Source organism: Chitinophaga sp. 22308 (assembly GCF_052045305.1).
Lineage (GTDB): Bacteria > Bacteroidota > Bacteroidia > Chitinophagales > Chitinophagaceae > Chitinophaga > Chitinophaga varians_A.
Map to the genome: position 1 here is coordinate 243087 of NZ_JBQEOP010000007.1, position 18929 is coordinate 262015.

Genomic DNA, 18929 nt, shown 5'->3' on the forward strand with positions numbered 1-18929 from the left:
TGCCCCTCGTTGAACAATTTTCTGAAAAAAATGTAAACCCAATAAATTGATTTTAATGGAAAGACATACCTATCAGACTGGACTTATCGGCAATTGCGCATTCCTGGCGCATATTAACAAAGATACTAATGTAGACTGGCTCTGCTGGCCGCGGATGGACAGCTCCTTTATTTTCGGCGGGCTGCTCGACCGTAAAAAAGGCGGTACCTTTTCCATTTTGCCCAATGGTGATTTTGATTCCCACCAATATTATATGGAGAACACCAATATTCTCTGTACGGAAATCACGACGCATGAAGGGAGCTACCGGGTGACTGACTTCGCTCCCCGCTTTCTGCAATACGAACGGTTTTTTAAGCCGTTGATGCTGATCAGGAAAGTAGAACCACTGGAAGGTTCTCCCCGTGTGCGCGTGAAATGCACGCCCACCTGCGATTACGGCACGGCACTCCTGCATCCTGTCCGGGGCAGCAACCATATTGAGTTTGCAGGATGTGAAGATAAAATAAGGTTGACCACCAATATCGCTGTCAGCTATGTTTTTGAAGAAGAATATTTTGTGTTGAATGATACCAAGTACCTGATACTGACCTACGGCCAGCCGCTGGAAGCACCATTGACCAGCACCGCGGAGCAGTTTTTTCGTGAAACGATCGCCTATTGGCGCACCTGGATCAAACACTCTTCCATCGCCAACTACCACCAGCCATACGTGATCCGTGCCGCGCTGGCGCTCAAAATACACCAGAACGAAGATACCGGCGCCATTATAGCCGCCAGTACCACCAGCCTCCCCGAGTTCCCGGACAGCGGCCGCAACTGGGACTATCGCTACTGCTGGATGCGTGATACCTATTATGTGATCACCGCACTGAACCATATCGGACATTTTGAGGAGATGGAAAAGTATTTCAGCTATATCACAGACATCTCTTTCTCAGGTGATTTCCGATATCAGCCACTATATGGTATTACTGGTAAGAAGGATTTGACAGAGACCATTCTCCCCCATCTGGACGGTTATATGGGCAATCAGCCAGTAAGGATAGGCAACCAGGCATACGAACATATTCAGAATGATATATATGGACAGGTGCTGATCTCCATGTTGCCCCTGTATACCGACCACCGTTTTATTTTCTCTGAAAGAAAAGACTCTGACCGGTGGATCAATCTGCTGCTGAAGAAGATAGAACGGACCATCGATGAAAAAGATGCAGGTATCTGGGAATTCCGGAACATGGCTAACGTACACTGCTATACGAACCTGTTCCAGTGGGCAGGTTGTAATGCCGCTGAAAAAATGGCCCGTACCATTGGCAATGAAGAACTGATCGACCGCGCCATTGCGCTGAAAAACCGGGCTGCAGCCCATATCGAAAGCTGCTACGATCCCGTGCGGAAAGTATATACCAACGCAGCAGGCAGCCAACACCTGGATGCCAGTACCTTACAGCTGATCATGATGAACTACCTGGACCCTGCGTCTGAAAAGGCGCGTGATCACCTGGCCGGACTGGAAAAGGAATTGAAAACACCGGAAGGACTGTTTTACCGTTACCGGCATTCTGACGATTTCGGGTTGCCAAAGACCACTTTCCTCGTGTGTGCATTCTGGTATGTGGAAGCGCTCGCCTGCGTGGGACGGCTCGACGATGCGCAACGTGAATTCAGTAAGCTGCTCCAATATTCCAACCATCTCCTGCTCTTTAGCGAGGACGTGGAGTCGGCTACCGGCAGCCAATGGGGTAATTTCCCGCAGGCTTATAGCCACGTAGGCCTGATGAATGCCGCCTATCGTATCGCCATGAAACTGGATAGGCCCATCTTCATTTAAGTATTTAGGTATTTAGATATTCTATTGGTGTTTTGTTATAACACCAATAGAATATCTAAATACCTAAATCCCTAAATATCCGAATGTACGGTCTTCAACGTACGCAGCAAATGCCTTACTTCATGATGGCTGCGGAGATAATACTGTGCGGCTGATACCTGACTTCCCACTTTAATGGTGATCGCCTTCGGCGGCAGGGCTTTAAAAATATCCTCATCAGTTACGTCGTCTCCCATCGCCATAATAAAATCATACTTCTTGTGGTTCAACCAGCTCAGCGCCGCCTTACCTTTATTGATCTCAACGTTCTTTACTTCAATCACCTTGTCACCGGGCAATACCTGCAACCCCTTTTCCACGGTATAGTATCGTAGGGTGTTCATGAGTTCATTGGCACGCAATTCTCCCAGACCGGATTCCACTTTGCGGTAATGCCACACCAACGAATAACTTTTTTCTTCTATAAAAGACCCGGGGGTACGGTCTGTGGCCAGTTCCAGCATCGGTATTATCTCTTGTTTCCATTTATCGGTAAGCCCTGGCAGCTGGTACCACTCCCCTTCCTTTGTCTTCTGCCAGGCGCCGTGTTCAGCGATCAGGTCAAGCGGTAAGTGGCCAAACCACTCTCCCAGTGTTTCGTGTTTTCTGCCGCTGATCATAACAATATCATTGCCCGGGAAACTTGCCAGTTCCCGCAACAGCTGATACAGGTCCGGGTCTGGCGCCGCCATGTCTATATTGCTCTGGAACCCTACAAGGGTGCCGTCATAATCCAGGAAAATAATGCGCCTTTTGGACTGCCTGTACTGCTGCCGTATCATCATGGCGGTTTCCTGGTTTACCCGGCGGGCCAGCATATTCTGCTGCATCTGGTTCACTTCCTCCAGACGGGTCATAAACAATTTCACCCAGTGGTTAATGTTGAATTTGGACACCAGCTGCCGCATTTGTTTCATGCGCCGCTGTTGTTCCGGCAAAGGCATATTCAACGCGTCCACAATAGCCCGTGTAATAGCCCCGATGTTATTGGGGTTGACGATGATGGCGTCAATCAGCTCTTTAGATGCACCGGCCATTTCACTGAGGATCAGTACACCGTCATTATTGTTCCTGCTGGCCACATACTCCTTGCTGACGAGGTTCATCCCGTCCCGCATTGGCGTTACCAGACAGATATCTGCATAATTATAGAGGGCCGATAACACCTCTACCGGGAAGGAACGATAAAAGTATTGTACCGGGTGCCAGCTGAGGGTACGGAACCTGGCGTTAATATTCCCTACCAGTTTATCGATTTCGTCCCGCAACTCTTTGTATTGCGGAACGGTGTCCCTGGAGGGTACTACAATCATATACAAGACAACTTTACCTACATACTCCGGGTGCAGCTGTAGCAATAACTCAAAAGCCTGCAGGCGCTGCAGGATGCCCTTACTATAGTCCAGCCGGTCGATAGAAAGTACCATTCTCTCCTGCTGGAAATTCTCTTCCAGTTTTTGCAGCTGATGTTTTACCTCCGGGTCCTGTCCGAGGTTGGAAAATTTATTGAAATCGATCCCCATCGGAAATGTTTCCACTACGGTAACACGATCATTGTTGGAGACAACGTTAGCGCTGGTATTGACCGGCAGGATACGGCTGGCGGCATTGAGGAAGTGACGGGTGTCATCAAACGTGTGAAATCCCATCAGGTCGGCGCCCAGCATCCCTTCTAACAGCTCCGCACGCCACGGGATCAGGCGGAACAGCTCGTAGGAAGGGAAAGGAATATGGTTGAAAAAGCCGATGGACATTTCCGGCATTTCCGCCCGTAGCATGCCTGGCAGCAGCAGCAGCTGATAATCATGTATCCAGATGATATCGCCTTGTTCGGCCACCTGCAGCACGATATCGCGGAATTTTTTGTTCACCTGGTAATAGGCGTCCCAGTAGGCCTGGTCATAGCGGGCATACACGGCCATGTAATGGAATACCGGCCATAACGTCTCATTGGAGAACCCTTCGTAGAAATAATTGATTTCTTCCTGTGTGAGAAAAACGGGCATCAGGTTCATTTGCCTGAGCTGTTTGGTGATCTTCTCCTGTTGTTTCGGATCACTGATTTCCTGTCCGGGCCATCCCAGCCAGATGTTGTTCCCTTCCCTGTAAATAGATCCCAAACCGGTAGCCAACCCACCTTCACTGGCCTGCAGTGTAAATTCACCGTCTTTCTCTGTAATTTTTACCGGTAGCCTGTTCGATACAATAATAGTCTTTCGCATAGTCAGTTTATATCTCTAATTATCAATTACGTGATCTGTGTGCAGCAACAAAACAAATAGCACACCCAAAAGAGCGGAACCGATACATTTAAATAAATATAATGCTGCTAAAGCGGCTGTGGTTCATCAACAGGGCATATCCGGAGTGGGATAGCGGGTTTTCCTGCAAAGGGTGATCTTCGCAATATAATGGTTTTCAAGGGCAAAAGGAAGGGAAATATCTCCCCTTCCTGCGAAATACTTGCTACGCAGGGCTTTCAACACATATAAAAATAAAGGGTATTTATTGGCCGAGCAGTTGCTCCATCATCTCCATTCCAATGACGGCATCTTCCACGGAAGAGGGATTGGCGCCCTGGCCGCGGAAATACTGCACTACTTCGGCTATCAGCGGCGCCTGGACATGGGCAGGCGTGTCGAAACGAAAAGATTCGGTCCCTGCCGCCGTTTCCAGCGTGGCCACGTCGAAATTCCGGAAGAAATGAAAGCGGATGGTCCCGGCATCTCCGGTAATAGTACAATTGTCCTCCTCCCGACCATCAGGCGCTGCGAAATTCCAGCTGCCGTTAAAAAGCACTTCCCCGGGAAACAGTATCTGCCCGCTAACCTGGTCGGCTATACGTGGATCGGTTCCGACACTGATACCGCTGATCTTTAACGGCTGCCCGAAATAATACAGGAGGATATCCAGCTGATGCGGGGCGAGGTCGTGAAAGTGGCCGCCGCCTGACAAGGCAGGGTCCAGGCGCCATCCGGCGTTCTCCCTGGGGGCCGCTTTCCACAGGCGCAGGTCCACATGCAGCACCCGGCCGATACGCCCTTCCGCCAGCCACTGCTTCACTGCCACAAATGCGGGCAGCCGACGACGGTAATGCGCCACACAGGCACGAACACCACCCGCATTGACAGCTGCAGCTATACGGCGGGCTGCTGACAGGTCAACGCCGACCGGCTTTTCAATATATACCGGCAGGCCCCGCGCTATGGCGGCGAGGGCATATGCTTCATGGCTGCCTGGCGGCGTAGCGATATAAACCGCGTTCACATCCGGGTCCTGCAACAGCTCATTGGCATCGTCATAGTAACGGTCTACCTGGTGACGCCGCGCATAGTCCTGCGCCAGCTCCCGGTTGCGGCGCATAACGGCGGTTACGTCACTGTTGGCAGCCAGCCGGAAGCCGGGGCCGCTCTTTACTTCAGTTACATTACCGCAGCCAATGATGCCCCAGTTGATCCTGTCCATAGTTTCCTGATTAAGCAGACAAAATACAAATTACTTCTTTAACGTCATCAGCACTACCCCTGCAATGACAACGGCAGCTGATACGCCCACCATGCTGTCGATCACTTCGTTGCCGATGGCCCAGCCCAGGAACATCGCTACGACCGGGTTCACATAAGCGTAGGTGGCGGTGAGACGGGGCGGCGCATTCCTGGTAAGCCAGCTGTAAGAGGTATAGCCAACCAGTGATCCGATCATAACAAGATAAATATAAGCCAGCCAGCTACGTTGGGACATTTCCGGTAGTGTGTCCCATGCCCCGGGCTCCAATAATCCGCTGGCCAGTAATGAAAACACTCCACCTGCCAGCATCTGAACAGCGGTACTGGTCATCTGGGTAGGCATCGGTAGCCGTTGTACGAACAGTGAACCGGTTGCCCAGCAGATATTGCCCGCTACTACCACGAGAATGGGCCACAAAGGAAAACTGCGGCTGGCATGTGCTGCCGAGAACGGGTTAAACAACAGGAACAGCCCCAGGAACCCCAGGACAATCCCTATTGTAGTTAGCAACGACGGACGTTTCCGGCTAAAGAAGGCCCAGTCCAGTCCCATAAACCAGGCAGGCATGGCTGCCACGATCAGGGCCACCAGCCCGGAAGGCATATAGTGAACGGCCAGCGCTACGGTAGTATTCCCGATACCTATCAGCAATACCCCTACGAAAATGGCGGACAACAGCTGCCCTTTAGTGGGAATACTCCTTTCTTTAAGATAACCAATGATCAACAGGATACCTCCGGCGGCAAAAAAGCGGAGGGCCGACAATAAAAAGGGCGGCACGGTTTCCGTAGCGATCTTCATACCCAGATAGGTAGATCCCCAGATGATATATACCGCCAGCAGATACAGGAAGGTCTTTGACCCTGAGCTGGCAGGTTTTACGGACGCGGTCATTTTGCTTTCTTTTTATTACGCTGATTAAATTGCTGCACTTTATTGATATCCCCACAGCTGCTCATGCTACACCATTTACGGGAGCCATTACGACTTTTGTCGAGAAACAGCCACCCGCAGGAAGGACATTGCCGCACCTGCTGTAAACCATTTCCGGTATAAAGCTCCAGTGCGGACTTTACCAGCCACCAGATCAACTGCTCCAGTGCCGGTGCGTTAAACAATAATTCTCCCTGACTTCGCGCAGGTTTCCAGGCCACTTCAATATTGGCATATGCCTCGGCGACATAAGTGTTAAACAAATGCAGGTCCGAAGGGTCAGGTGCTTTCCGATGGATAGCAGCTGTAAAAAGCCGTAATAATAACTCCCGCAGCCCGATGCTTTTGTCAAAAACGACGGCTGCTTTTTGCGGATATCCTTTCGCCAGCCGTTCCAATGTATGAGACACTTTGACAGTAATCACTCCCGTACGACCATACCATTCCAGTAGTTCCCTAAAACCGGAAAGGTAATCATGTGAGGCTGGCTTCATCCGGTTACTGACCGTGTTCACGAAATCCAGACAAAGTATTCCGCCATCAAAACGTAAGGTGGCGATGCTTTTTTCTACTGACATAATTCAGTGTTTAAGATAGTCCTCTGCACAAATGTAAGGCATTATATTAACCAGTAAAATTAATTTTGGTGGTTAATAAAAATTGAGGCTTTGGCAAGGAATTTCACATCTTAAATCATTACAACAACAAAAGCAAAATAATCAACTTAAAATCATCAACTTACAACAACAAGAAGAGCCACTTTTGGTGGCTCTTCCCTGGTAAGTATAATAGTATTTTAAGGCAGATATCGCTAAAGGAAAGTCGAATTTTTTGAGCTGCTCATCTCCTGCCTCCAGGAATAACGGGCGGGGGCAATATTACACTAAAAAAACGAACTATCTGTATAAATTTACGAATACAAAATAATTTTATATTATCAAATATACAAATACTATTTACATATAATAAATATAACCTTGTGAGAACTTTCTGACGCGGTCTGAGATGCTTTAGAGATATATTAAGAAGTGTCATAATGACCGGTTCGCCAGGAAACGAGCCACTTTTTATGGACGACATTTGTCGCAGCCAAACGACAAAAAAGAAAACAGCCAGCTGTATTTTGGTTTAAACTGTACACCGTTTTTGGCGGCCATTTACTACTCATGGACCCGAAGTACCTGTCCGGTCACCACCCCTTCGATACTTCTCAGGTAGGCATTCACCAAGCGCTGCATCGGCACCGGATTAAACCCGGGGAACAAATGCCCAATGGCCCCTGCTGAGTCTTCTGCAAGCCCGGGACTAACAGCATTGATACGAATGCCCCGCTGCAATTCGGTAGCAGCAGCCATCACAAAGCTGTTTACAGCGCCGCTTACGATAGCCCCGGCCACCGTATCGCGGGCGGCCTCGTCTGCCAGTATCCCGGACGTCAGCGTAAAAGAGCCATTGTTGTTCAGATAATGCTGCCCCTTTAAGACCACATTTACCTGGCCCATTAACTTGGAATGGATAGCCTCCATTACATCCGCCGCCTGTAGCCGCTGAAAACTTTCCATGCCGGAAGATCCGGCCGTGACCACGACTGCATCAATATTACCCACTGTTTTATACAGCTGGTCAATAGAAGCCTCATCAGTAATGTCTACACGTACATCCCCGCTACTGCGGCCCGCTGCTATGACTTCATGCCTTTCCAACAATGCTTCCCTTACTTTCATGCCAATGGCTCCGGTAGTACCGATCATCAGGATTTTCATACATTAAATAATTTTATGTTTGATTATGCGGGAGATAATAATCCGCTATTCGAATAAGTCCTCTACATTGGCCAGTATCTCACAGTCACAATGACCGCCATGTTTCCGCAGCCAGATCAAAACAGGTTCTGGCTCCTCCATTCCGGCTGCTTCCAGACAACGTAATGTCAGCCGGGGAGAATGGTCACAACCATACCTTCCCAGCGCTTCGTCCAGGTAGTCGAACAGTTGCTGAAATTGTTCACGTGGCATCGGCAGGCTCTCTTCAAATGCTGCCGCTGCCTGTTGCTGCAAGGGGGCCAGAAGTTGCTTCCGCCGTTCTTTTTCTGCTTTTGATGGCATCTTGATAAGCTACTTTAGGTTTCCGGCTGTAAAGTACAAAATATCAACGTCCTGCATGCTGATGGTGTTACTCCGCTTTCAGGGCATCCACCGGATTGCGCAGGGAGGCGCGGACAGTTTGCACGCCTACGGTGAGGAAAGTCACTACAAAAGTAGCTCCCCCTGCCATGGCTAATATCTCCCAGCCAAAATGCGATCGATAGGCAAACTGGTCGAGCCAGCGATGCATCATCAACCAGGCAAGCGGTAGCCCGATACCAATAGCCAGACTTACGGCCCGTAACAAATCCTTTGACAGCAACAAGGTAAGTTGAGCGGTCTTTGCTCCCAGCACTTTGCGGATGCCTATTTCACGCCGGCGGGTTTCGGCGGTAAACGCTGCGAGACCGAAAACACCCAGGCAGGATATTACGATGGCAAGTGCTGCGGCGTAACCTGCCAGTGTGCCTACCCGCTTTTCAGCAGTGTACAGCGCCTGATAGTCTTCATCCAGGAAATGGCTTTCCAACACATACCCCGGGTTATAGGCACGGTAAAAACCATCCAGCCGCTTCAGCACGTCCTGCTCCATTCCTGCACTGATCTTCAGCATAACGGTGCCACCCCTTGGCTCTATGATGAAAAAAAGCGGCTGTACACGGCTATGCAACGATTGGAAATTAAAATCTTTAACTACGCCCACGATCTCGCGCCTGGCGTTTCCAAACAGGATGGTTTTACCCACTGGTTGTTCCAGTCCCATGGCGGCTATGGCTGCCTCATTGAAAATAATGCGGGAGGTGTCTGCGGCATAGTTACCGGAAAAGCCTGTCCCTTCTTTCAGTTGGATACCCAGCGTCTCCAGCATCCCTTCTCCCGTCTGGAACGGTCTAAAGAGGATATTCTCTGTACGGCCCTGCCTTTCCCAGTTTATTGGCTGACTGGCTTCCCCAAATACATGGCCCACCATACTGGAGGCCGTCACTACGCCGGGTATTTCCCGGACAGCCGCCAGAAAGGCATCCATATGCTCCGGCACTTTTCCTTCTGCATTAAAATATACCACATGGTCTTTCTGGTAACCAAGATTACGGTCCCGGATATACGTCAGCTGATGCTCCACCACCATTACTGCCACAATCAATACCACAGAAAGGCTGAACTGGAAAACCACCAGTCCCTTCCTGGCCCATAGCCCACTGACGCTGTTCACCATTTTCCCTTTCAATACCAGCACCGGCTTAAACGCCGACAGGAAAAAGGCAGGATAACTGCCGGCCAGCAGTCCTGTAAATAAGGTAATACCGGTAAATAACGCTGCCAGCGACCAGCTGAACTCCAGTTGCAGTTGCTTTCCGGTAATGAGGTTGAAAGGGCCCAGTAACAGCCATACCATCAGTATGGCCAGCAACAATGACAGTACCGATAGCAACAGTGACTCACCCAGAAACTGTTTCATCAGCGCCCAACGGCTGGCACCCAGCGTTTTGCGTACGCCCACCTCCTTCATCCGGATATTCGCCCGGGCAGTAGCAAGGTTCATGAAATTGACCGTTGCAATAAAAACAATAAATAATCCTATCAGGCCAAACAGTTTCACATAGGTAATCCTGCCGCCTGCCTGATGCCCGTTTTCGTAAGTGCCATACAGATAGTTGTCGGCATAAGGCGCCACGAAGGAAGTACGCGCTTTATTACCGGTGCGGTCCTGCATGAAGCGGGTCAGTTTGGCGTTGAAGGCGGGTACCGCTGTACCTTTCTTCAACAGTAACCAGGTGACAAACGGCCCTCCGGGTTCCAGATTGTCACCAATACGCATCAACGATTTAAAAGCACTGAAGGGAAGAATAAAATCGAACTGTAAAGAAGAGACACCCGGCACGTCTTTAAAGACGCCCGCCACCACGGCCGGCCTTTTGAACACGTCAATCTGCCAGTCCAGCTGGCGACCTGTTATATTATTAACGGTACCGAATAAACGCAGGGCCATGCTTTCAGAGATCACTATACCATTATTATCAACCAACACCTGCTTTTTATCTCCCATGAGCATAGGATAACTGAAGATGTCAAAGAAGTCTTTACCTGCAAAAAGCCCTTCGCTTTTCAGGTGCTTGCCCGCTGCCGTCACGGTAAAGCCCGGGAACCAGCCCCGGGGGGTACTGACCACCGACGCCTCCACTTCCGGCATTTCCTGTTTCAACACATCTGCCAGCTGTGCAGGCGATTCCATCGTTGTCAACAATCCCTTTGCGTGGGGTTTGCTTTCCATGACAGTGTACAGCCGCGGGCCGTTTTCATGAAAGCGGTCCATGCGCCACTCATCTGTTATCCAGAGACAAATTAATAACGTACAGGCGAGGCCGGTAGACAAACCGGCTAAATTAAGCAGGGTAAAAAGCCGGTGTTTCAACAGGTTACGCCAGGCTACTGTCAGGTAGTTGATAAACATGGTGAGATGGTTACGGATAGCGAAAAGATAAAATAAAAGCGGCACCAAGGAAGGTGCCGCTTTCTATATCCATTTAATACAATCCATAAAACATATCATACTATTTTAAAGTGTCCGCTTTGGGAAGCAGCGCGTCCGTATACGGACGTTGCGCGCCTGCTGCCACATACACTTCGATCATCGCATTGGTAGGCCGGCGTGGCGCCAGGAAAGAGTCTACCAGCTGATAATGCTGCCGCAGTTCACTTCTTAAGGCAAACGGGAAGAAGTTGTTTAACGTTGGCGCATACTCGTAGAGGACAAGATCATAATGACGACCCCGTATTTTCCCCTTAAACGCCGACAGCTGGCGGTTAAACATGCCCACGCCAAGGTGGTACCACAGTGGATAGTCCTGCCCGGTTTCCAGTTTGAAAGGCATGGCTTCCGCCAGGGGCGTCAGCTCTGTCATATTCAATACCCGGATACCTTCTTTTTTCTGCTGTACTACCGGTAACGCCAGTACGCGATCAATACCGGCCACTGTCTGCTGCGGCATATAAATCCTGCGAAATACCGGCAGCCTGGAGAAAGTCCACTCAGACACCGGTACATCCGTGGTGTCGGTATTGACCATAAAGTTCCGGCGGGACACCACATTTTCATGGGTACTGTCATTGGGTGCATAAGCCACTTCCTTCACGGGGAACAACCTGTCTGTGTATCGGCCAATGTATTTCCACCAGGTACCGGACCACCAGAACAAAATCAGTGCGGTAGCCGCAATTAAAGACCTGCCCGAGTTGAGGGGTATTGACAGCAAGCGGCATAACCAGCTGGCAATGAAGGCGAAAGCAAAACTATGGAAGAAAATGTTGTTGTCCGGCGGCGTGTAGCTGGTGACCTGGAAAATGGCCGCTTCGCCTAAGATACCCAGCGTCAGCAGCGCAAACAGTACCTCCCGGCGTTCGTGTATCCAGCTGCCCCATTGTTTTACGCCCGCAGCCAGGCAAAGCGCTACCAGCAACACATAGATCTTGATCCAATTGGAACCGCCCATGATCTCGTCTGTAAAATCGTTTAGGGCTAACCGTGAGCTGTGCGGCGCCTGTCCGTGATTAAACCAGTAAGCGAATCCCGGCATCAGGGGAACGATGAAAGCCACGGCAATCACCGCGAACAGCCCGAGGAACACCGGTAGGTCCAGCCAGCGGCGGGTTTCCAATGAATTGTAGGCCAACAGCGCCAGGCACAGCATCAGCGCCATCCCGCCACCATCCTGTTTGGTGAAGAGCGATAAGAAGATAAACAAAGCCGCCAGCGTCATCAGCAGGTACCGGCGCCCGTTGCCTTCCGCAAAAAAGGAACGCATCAGGAAACTAAGGCCCACCAGTTCGTACACAATTACGGTATGATTGTACCACGGCCAGAAGTTAAAGAAGGAATAAGACATCACGAACACCAGTACCGACAGCAGCCGCACGCCGGGCGTCACGTTCAGGCTTTTGAGGATAGACCGGAAGGAAAGCCCGGCTATAATATTGATGAACACCTGTGCCTTCACAAGTGTGATCATTTGCGGACCGAAGATTTTAAAGAACAGTGCAGGGATGATCCAGAAACCATAGCCCAGCGGGCTGCCATAGTCTTTAAAGGGAACCTGCCCGGAAGACAGCCTGTAAGCCCCTTCCCATGACAGGAAGATGTTCACGCGATAGGGAAAGGTAGTAAACAATGGTACCAATGCCAGCAGCACGATGACCATGATTTCTATAACCGCCCATCTGCGGGCATTGGGAAACGAATTAGACATACTGTATCTGTTATAAGGATATATTATCCTTTATTTTCTGAAAGGTTTGTAGGTTGGGTATTGTGCCAGCGCCAGCATAGGCCGGTCGCCGCTGGTGTCGCCGTAAGCGTAGATATCCGTATAGTCGTGCAGGTTAAACCGCTGCTGTATACGCACTACTTTCTCCTCACCATTGCAATTCATGCCGGAGAGCCGCCCTGTGATCCGCCCGTCCTGCACTTCCAGGGTACTGGCAATACAGTCGATGCCCTGTGCCACGCACCAGGGTTCTACCCAATTATGGGCAGAAGCGGTTACCACTACCACCTGACGGCCCTCCTGTTGATGCTTACGGATAGCTGCCAGCGCAGGCTCACGTACCAACAACGGCAGCCGTTCCCTGCAAAAACGCCGGCAGTTTTCGGTAAACTGCTCTTCCGGCATCCCGCCGAAAAAATGGCGCAGCACCTGCTCCTTGCTTTCCTGTGCTGTTTGCCTGCCCAGTTTAAAACGGACCAGTCCGGGTGCCAGCCGGGCGATACCCCGGTACAGGGCAGCACTTCCCTTCTGGAAACGGATGATCTCCCACATCGTGTCCTTATGGGTGATGGTGCCGTCGAAATCGAAAAAGGCGATGCCCGTCACAGTTTTAATTTTTTAAAGATGGGCTCAGGTATCAACTTAATAATCAGCATGATATATCTCCATGGCCATTTTACGAACAATACATTTTTCTTCCGTTGCACCGCTCTGAACACCACCCGGGCCACCTGTTCCGGTTGCGCCGTCAGTAACGGCGGCAGGGTCAGATGCTGGGTCATCCGGGTATTGACGAACCCCGGCTGCACGCTCATTACGTGAACGCCACTACGAAAAAGGCGGTTGCGCAATCCGCTGAGGTAGGCGGTAAAACCGGCCTTCGCACTACCATATATATAATTGCTTTGCCTTCCCCTTTCGCCTGCCACGGAACTGATGCCGACGATCATGCCGGCTTTCTTTGCTTCGTAAACATTGGCGATCACATTTAGTACAGACACAGCACCGGTGAAATTGGCGTGCAGGATGCGGGATGCCTCCTGCCAGTCGTGTTCCGCCCTCTCCTGGTCTCCCAGGTAACCGAAGGCACATACGGTAATGTCCGGTGTTACGGACAGGGTGGCAAAAAAATCGGTATGCGTATCGTAAGCAGTGGCATCGAAAGGATGCACGGTAGCGGTAATGCCGTACCTTATCTGAAGGTCCTGCTGCAAAGGTTGCAGGGCTGCAGCCTGACGGCCAGCCAGTTGTATATCATATTGAGCGGCAGCAAACCGGCGCGCTATGGCCACAGCCATGTCCGAGCCTGCGCCTAAAAGAAGTACTGTGGGCATTGAAGGTGTTTGGTTAATAAGGGGAACTATTTTGTCAGCAATAATCTTTCTGATTGCAGTGATTCAAACCGTTTACCAGGGTTGTATGCCTTCACGATCTCTGCAAAACGTTCCGCGTTGGGGTAACTTTTCCAGAACACGTCCTGTTTCATACGGGCATCTTTGGACAGGTACAAACGGCCGCCGTACTGCAACACTATTTCGTCCAGCTCATCGAGAAATTCGAAAAGCCCTTTCCGTACCGGGAAATCCAGTGCCAACGTATAACCTTCCATCGGGAAAGAGATCAGGGAGTCCTGCCGGCCAAAGACTTTCAGTACAGCGAGAAAAGATCCCCATCCTTTTTCACTGATACGCCGCAGGATCGCAATCAGTCCATCCTTCTGTTCCAGTGACAATACAAACTGATATTGTATGAAGCCTGCCTTACCGTAACCGCGGTTCCAGTGCAGGATGGCGTCCAGCGGATAGAAGAACGGTTCATAAGGCACCACGTTGTTGATCTCCTTTTTGAAGTTCTTGCCGTAGTACAACCAGTTGAAGGCCTTAACGGTAAATGTGTTCAGGATGAAAGAAGGCAGGTTAAACGGTACGGTCAGCCGTGGTTTAGATGGCAGTTGCAACGGAGCCTGCGCCTGTTTCCCGTTCAGTTCCGCTTTGGTAGCGTGTTCTCCCACGATCAGGATGCTGCGCCCAAAGGAATCCCCCTTTTGCAGGCAGTCAATCCATGCCATGGAATAGGTATAATGTTTATACTCGTCAAACAGCCGAATCACCTCTTCGAGGTTACGGGCTTTGATTTGTTTTTGTTTGATGTAGGCCGTCTCTATTTTTTTCAGGCCGAATTTTACACGGGTGATCACTCCGGTAAGTCCCATCCCGCCGCAGGTAGCCCAGTACAGGTCAGTATGCCGGTCAGGTGAACAGGTGACCGTAGTGCCGTCGCCGATGATCACGTCCATTTCAGTAATGTGGCCGGAGAACGCGCCTTCCACGTGATGGTTTTTGCCATGCACGTCGGACGCTACCGCACCGCCTACCGTAATGAACTTGGTCCCTGGCGTTACCGGCAGGAACCATCCTTTGGGGACAATGATGTCCAGTATCTGGTCAAGTGTAACACCTGCCTGGGTCTCCAGCACACCGGCAGTGGTATCGAAAGAGAGGACCTTGTCGTACCGGAGCATCGACAGGCTGTGCCTTCCCAGGGAGGCATCTCCGTAACAACGGCCATTGCCACGGGCAATAAACCCATGATTGGCCACTACGAACGACCGTAGCTGCTCTTCCTGCGTATACGCACTTTCTTCAGATGTAATAGCGGGGTAATTACCCCAGTTAGCTAACCGCTTCTGCATTATTCAAAAAAAACTTTATTAGTGGGCCAATAAATCAGCACATAAAAACTCAGCACCCACAGGAGTATGGTTAATTGAATAAAACGGTCTTTATATAGGATCTTGGTGGGAGAACCAGTGTTGTTCTCCACGTAGGTTATTTGCAAATATCGTAATAATCCGCCAATTACAAAAAGCGTCGTGTAATAGAGGCGGTAGGTATGAAACCGCACCTGTGTTTCAGGCGCCATGGTGTACATCAGGTAACAGACGATGATCACCGCGGAAACCAGCGAAAGCATCACATTGAGGAAATCGGGATTATAACCTTTGGCTGCTTTGCGCATTTCCTGTCCCGACTCCAGGCGGATCAGCACATCATCACGGCGTTTGGCAATAGCCATGAACAGCGCCAGCAGGAAAATCATGACCATCAGCCATTCAGAGATAGCGATGCCTCCGGCGATGCCCCCGGCCTTTACCCTTAGTACAAAACCGATGGCCAGAATGATAATGTCCAGAATAGAGATGTGTTTCAACCCGAAACTATATAACAAGTTCATCACAAAGTAAATTCCCACTACAAAAGCGAACTTGGAGCTTACTAACCACGCCAGACCGCCACCAAGGGCCACGCACAACAGGAACATGGCAAGTCCTGCCGGCTTTGATATTTCTCCCGACGCCAGCGGCCGCTTACACTTCACCGGGTGTTTCCGGTCGGCCTCAATATCCTGATAGTCATTGATGATATAAATGCTGCTGGCGGTAATACTAAAGGCGATAAAAGCAAGCAGCAGGTCCAGCATCTTGGCCACATTGAAGATTTCTCCGGCGAAAAACAGCGGGATGAACAGGAAGACATTCTTTGCCCAGTGTGCAGGCCGGAGTAATTTGATGTACTTCATGATGGGGAATCAGGGTAAAGTTGACGCGCCAAATTACAATTTTATTCTTTTACCCATCGTCTTCCCGAACATAAAAAAAAATGTCCCACCCTTGCGGTGAGACATTTTTCTATTGTAACAGATTGATTGTACGGTGTTGATTAAGCCGCTTTTTTCATGCGGGCCGGTGTTACCAGCGCCGGTTTGAGTTTAATGATGCCTACTACGTTCAGCAGTTTCATTACCTGGTAGCTTGGGTCCAGTTCGTACCATTTTTTGGCAAAGTTAGGACTGTCTTTGAATTTGTGGTGATTATTCTGGAACAGTTCGCCCAGCAGGATGATGCCCCAGGGAGAAGTGTTTTTAGACTTGTCGCCGTTATCAAAGTTGCTGTAACCGTATTTGTGGCCACACCAGTTCACGATAGCTCCCTGTACAGGGCCCATCAGGAAGTGGATCGGCAGCAACAGGTAAAGATACCACATGCCGGCAGGCACAAAAGCCACGTAGAAAGCAACATAAATAGCCATCCAGGCTATGCGGGTGATATTGCTGTCACCAAACCTGTCCATTGCTTCCCATTCCGGAAGTGGCTCCTCCATAAATTTAGCGTCAACTGTGTTGGTACGGGTTACGAAGCCATTGTAGATCTTACGGGTCTGCACCATCATGGTCCACACGTCCTTAAAGAAATGCGGAGAATGCGGATCGTGTTCAGTATCGCTGTATTCGTGGTGCATCCGGTGCATCACCCCGTAAGCACGCGGGATGAGATAGGAAGACCCCTGGAAAAACCATGTACAGAAATAAAAGAAACGTTCCCAGAATTTATTGGTGGTATACATCTGATGAGATGCATAACGGTGCAGATAAAACGTGTGGAAGAACAGTGACAAGAACCAGTGCACACAGAAGAATATCAGGATCGCCGTCATTAGAATACTTTAAAATTTGACAAATAATCTCCAAAGGTATACTTAAATACCGGGCTTTCACGCCTTTTTACAAATTCGTATAGCTAATGAAATGTTAAAAAACTATTTCTTACGAACATACCTGAGTTCCAACAGGTTCATCCCGTTATTATAAAGACCGGTCACATGAGGCTGGACCAGCCGCACCACCTGGTCGTAGAACAGCGGCACCACCGGCGCGTCGGCAATGATCTGACGGTCCATCTGCTGGTACAGTTCATACCGCAGGCTGTCATTGTTTTCCTCCAGCGCCTGTTCATATAACTTGTCAAAAGCCGGATTAGCGTAGCGGGTGTAATTGGGCGGCGCGGGATTACGGCTGTAGAACATGGCCAGGTAACTCTCTGCGTCGGGATAATCGGCTATCCAGCTGCCGCGGAAAAAGAGCGCCTGTGACTTGGCCGTTTGCTCCAGCAGCAGGCTTTTCTGCACCACCTCCACCTGTATTCGGACACCAATTTCCTGCAACTGGTTGGCTACATAATCCGCCATGTCGGCATAGATAGGAATAGACAGCAGCTTAATGACCGGCAGACCTTTTCCGCCGGGGAACCCGGCCTCTGCCAACAACTGTCGCGCCTTTCCGGGGTCGTAGGTATATCCTTTTACTTTTGCAGTATCAAACGACGGCAGTCCCGCCGGCACAAAACCCGACGATGCGGGCGTACCTTTTCCGTTGCGCAGGTAGGTGATCATCTTCGTACGGTCGAACCCGTAGTTGATGGCCTGCCGTATCTTCTTTATCCGCGTAGGTGCATTTTTCACCAGGGCGTTGTTACTGTCTGCCAGGAAGCCCAGGTATTCGGTATTCAGGAAAGGCTTTTTGTCCAGCACCATTTTATCTCTCCACTCCTGCTTCAGTGCGCCCTGTTTGCTGAGGATTTCGTCTTTAAAGGAAGCATCGATGTCATTAATAAAGTCCAGCTGTCCCTGACGGAACATCAGGAACTCCGATGCTTTACTATCCAAAAAGCTGATCTGCACAGCGTCGAGGTAAGGCAACCGCCTCCCCTGGGCGTCGCGCTCAAAATAGTTCGGGTTGCGATGGAAGACCAGTCCCTGGCCTTCGTCCCAGAAGAAGAACTTAAACGGCCCTGTGCCACAGGGATGATTACGGAAGTCTTTCCCATATTTCTCCACGGCTTCATGCGGCACTATCGAACAGTACTGCATGCTCAGGATGCCCAGTATAGGATGGAAAGGTCTTACCAGCGTCAGCTGAAAGGTGGAATCGTTCAGTGCGCGGAAGCCGCTGTCCGCCGCAATACGGCCGTTGAATATCCAGGCGCCCGGGGAAGCAGTGGCAGGGTCGATGATCCGTTGCAGGCTGTAGGCCACGTCCTGCGCTGTCATACGCCGCCCTTTCCCTCCAGGGAAAATATCGTTGTCATGAAAATAGACGTCTGTCCGCAGTTCGAAAGTATACGTGCGGTGATCGGCGGACACCTGCCATTGCCGGGCCAGGGAAGGCTGAATGGTCAGGTTGGTGTCCGGCGCCACCAGTGTATTATACAACTGGCTTACCGCCCAGATAACGGCCTGACTTTTGGCAAAGGCCGGGTCCAGGCTGCTGATCCCTTCTGTCTGGTTATATCGAAATACCTGCTGATCATGGCTTTCCGTATGTCCACAGGAACCGAGCAGCAAGCTGCACAGTCCTCCAAGGCAAAGAACGGATATAACCACCTGACAATAACTACTTTTCATTTGCCGGTAAATTAATATCTTTCCGCAT

At 50.3% G+C, this 18929-nt stretch carries 15 protein-coding genes; 1 reads left to right on the forward strand and 14 read right to left on the reverse strand.

What is annotated here, in order from left to right; translation table 11 throughout:
• The first annotated feature begins 55 nt into the window (after positions 1 to 55).
• Complete coding sequence (locus ACTJJS_RS26935) at positions 56 to 1837, forward strand: glycoside hydrolase family 15 protein (protein WP_440666495.1); 1782 nt, start codon at positions 56 to 58, stop codon at positions 1835 to 1837.
• Positions 1838 to 1908: 71 nt separating this feature from the next.
• On the opposite strand, the gene ACTJJS_RS26940 is transcribed toward ACTJJS_RS26935, so the two are convergent.
• The 14 genes from ACTJJS_RS26940 to ACTJJS_RS27005 form a co-directional block, all read right to left on the reverse strand.
• A complete protein-coding gene (locus ACTJJS_RS26940) occupies positions 1909 to 4098 on the reverse strand; it encodes a bifunctional alpha,alpha-trehalose-phosphate synthase (UDP-forming)/trehalose-phosphatase (RefSeq protein ID WP_440666497.1) in 2190 nt (729 codons plus the stop codon).
• Between the two features lie 283 nt (positions 4099 to 4381).
• Positions 4382 to 5341: a Gfo/Idh/MocA family protein gene (locus tag ACTJJS_RS26945; RefSeq protein ID WP_440666498.1), complete on the reverse strand. Its 960-nt coding sequence runs from the start codon at positions 5339 to 5341 to the stop codon at positions 4382 to 4384.
• Between the two features lie 30 nt (positions 5342 to 5371).
• A complete protein-coding gene (locus ACTJJS_RS26950; protein WP_440666500.1) occupies positions 5372 to 6277 on the reverse strand; it encodes an EamA family transporter in 906 nt (301 codons plus the stop codon).
• The gene (locus ACTJJS_RS26955) at positions 6274 to 6894 is read right to left on the reverse strand and encodes a CGNR zinc finger domain-containing protein (RefSeq protein ID WP_440666502.1); all 621 of its coding nucleotides are present in this window, start codon (positions 6892 to 6894) and stop codon (positions 6274 to 6276) included. Before ACTJJS_RS26955 ends, ACTJJS_RS26950 begins: the two co-directional genes overlap by 4 nt.
• A 582-nt stretch (positions 6895 to 7476) precedes the next feature.
• The gene (locus ACTJJS_RS26960) at positions 7477 to 8079 is read right to left on the reverse strand and encodes a short chain dehydrogenase (protein WP_440666504.1); all 603 of its coding nucleotides are present in this window, start codon (positions 8077 to 8079) and stop codon (positions 7477 to 7479) included.
• A 45-nt stretch (positions 8080 to 8124) separates the two neighbouring features.
• Positions 8125 to 8421, reverse strand: coding sequence for a DUF2695 domain-containing protein (locus ACTJJS_RS26965; RefSeq protein ID WP_440666506.1), 297 nt, complete (start codon positions 8419 to 8421; stop codon positions 8125 to 8127).
• 67 nt (positions 8422 to 8488) lie between these two features.
• Positions 8489 to 10852 carry an ABC transporter permease gene (locus tag ACTJJS_RS26970; protein ID WP_440666508.1) on the reverse strand — a complete coding sequence of 788 codons (2364 nt, stop codon included), beginning with the start codon at positions 10850 to 10852 and terminating at the stop codon, positions 8489 to 8491.
• Between the two features lie 100 nt (positions 10853 to 10952).
• Positions 10953 to 12644, reverse strand: coding sequence for a hypothetical protein (locus tag ACTJJS_RS26975; protein WP_440666510.1), 1692 nt, complete (start codon positions 12642 to 12644; stop codon positions 10953 to 10955).
• A 30-nt stretch (positions 12645 to 12674) separates the two neighbouring features.
• On the reverse strand, positions 12675 to 13268 hold the full coding sequence (locus ACTJJS_RS26980; RefSeq protein WP_440666512.1) for an HAD family hydrolase: 594 nt from the start codon (positions 13266 to 13268) through the stop codon (positions 12675 to 12677).
• Positions 13265 to 13996 carry an SDR family oxidoreductase gene (locus ACTJJS_RS26985; protein ID WP_440666513.1) on the reverse strand — a complete coding sequence of 244 codons (732 nt, stop codon included), beginning with the start codon at positions 13994 to 13996 and terminating at the stop codon, positions 13265 to 13267. The genes ACTJJS_RS26980 and ACTJJS_RS26985 overlap by 4 nt, the downstream gene beginning before the upstream one ends.
• Before the next feature lie 26 nt (positions 13997 to 14022).
• On the reverse strand, positions 14023 to 15354 hold the full coding sequence (locus tag ACTJJS_RS26990) for an FAD-binding protein (protein WP_440666515.1): 1332 nt from the start codon (positions 15352 to 15354) through the stop codon (positions 14023 to 14025).
• Positions 15354 to 16241 carry a decaprenyl-phosphate phosphoribosyltransferase gene (locus ACTJJS_RS26995; RefSeq protein ID WP_211092764.1) on the reverse strand — a complete coding sequence of 296 codons (888 nt, stop codon included), beginning with the start codon at positions 16239 to 16241 and terminating at the stop codon, positions 15354 to 15356. The genes ACTJJS_RS26990 and ACTJJS_RS26995 overlap by 1 nt, the downstream gene beginning before the upstream one ends.
• A 140-nt stretch (positions 16242 to 16381) precedes the next feature.
• On the reverse strand, positions 16382 to 17155 hold the full coding sequence (locus ACTJJS_RS27000; RefSeq protein WP_168874130.1) for an acyl-CoA desaturase: 774 nt from the start codon (positions 17153 to 17155) through the stop codon (positions 16382 to 16384).
• 102 nt (positions 17156 to 17257) lie between these two features.
• The gene (locus ACTJJS_RS27005; RefSeq protein ID WP_440666517.1) at positions 17258 to 18901 is read right to left on the reverse strand and encodes an ABC transporter substrate-binding protein; all 1644 of its coding nucleotides are present in this window, start codon (positions 18899 to 18901) and stop codon (positions 17258 to 17260) included.
• Between the last annotated feature and the right edge of the window lie 28 nt (positions 18902 to 18929).

Bases quoted from the DNA above. Each gene is read 5' to 3' on its own strand.
- ACTJJS_RS26935 (WP_440666495.1), top strand. From the start codon at position 56: ATGGAAAGACATACCTATCAGACTGGACTTATCGGCAATTGCGCATTC.
- ACTJJS_RS26940 (WP_440666497.1), bottom strand. From the start codon at position 4,098: ATGCGAAAGACTATTATTGTATCGAACAGGCTACCGGTAAAAATTACA.
- ACTJJS_RS26945 (WP_440666498.1), bottom strand. From the start codon at position 5,341: ATGGACAGGATCAACTGGGGCATCATTGGCTGCGGTAATGTAACTGAA.
- ACTJJS_RS26950 (WP_440666500.1), bottom strand. From the start codon at position 6,277: ATGACCGCGTCCGTAAAACCTGCCAGCTCAGGGTCAAAGACCTTCCTG.
- ACTJJS_RS26955 (WP_440666502.1), bottom strand. From the start codon at position 6,894: ATGTCAGTAGAAAAAAGCATCGCCACCTTACGTTTTGATGGCGGAATA.
- ACTJJS_RS26960 (WP_440666504.1), bottom strand. From the start codon at position 8,079: ATGAAAATCCTGATGATCGGTACTACCGGAGCCATTGGCATGAAAGTA.
- ACTJJS_RS26965 (WP_440666506.1), bottom strand. From the start codon at position 8,421: ATGCCATCAAAAGCAGAAAAAGAACGGCGGAAGCAACTTCTGGCCCCC.
- ACTJJS_RS26970 (WP_440666508.1), bottom strand. From the start codon at position 10,852: ATGTTTATCAACTACCTGACAGTAGCCTGGCGTAACCTGTTGAAACAC.
- ACTJJS_RS26975 (WP_440666510.1), bottom strand. From the start codon at position 12,644: ATGTCTAATTCGTTTCCCAATGCCCGCAGATGGGCGGTTATAGAAATC.
- ACTJJS_RS26985 (WP_440666513.1), bottom strand. From the start codon at position 13,996: ATGCCCACAGTACTTCTTTTAGGCGCAGGCTCGGACATGGCTGTGGCC.
- ACTJJS_RS26990 (WP_440666515.1), bottom strand. From the start codon at position 15,354: ATGCAGAAGCGGTTAGCTAACTGGGGTAATTACCCCGCTATTACATCT.
- ACTJJS_RS26995 (WP_211092764.1), bottom strand. From the start codon at position 16,241: ATGAAGTACATCAAATTACTCCGGCCTGCACACTGGGCAAAGAATGTC.
- ACTJJS_RS27000 (WP_168874130.1), bottom strand. From the start codon at position 17,155: ATGACGGCGATCCTGATATTCTTCTGTGTGCACTGGTTCTTGTCACTG.
- ACTJJS_RS27005 (WP_440666517.1), bottom strand. From the start codon at position 18,901: ATGAAAAGTAGTTATTGTCAGGTGGTTATATCCGTTCTTTGCCTTGGA.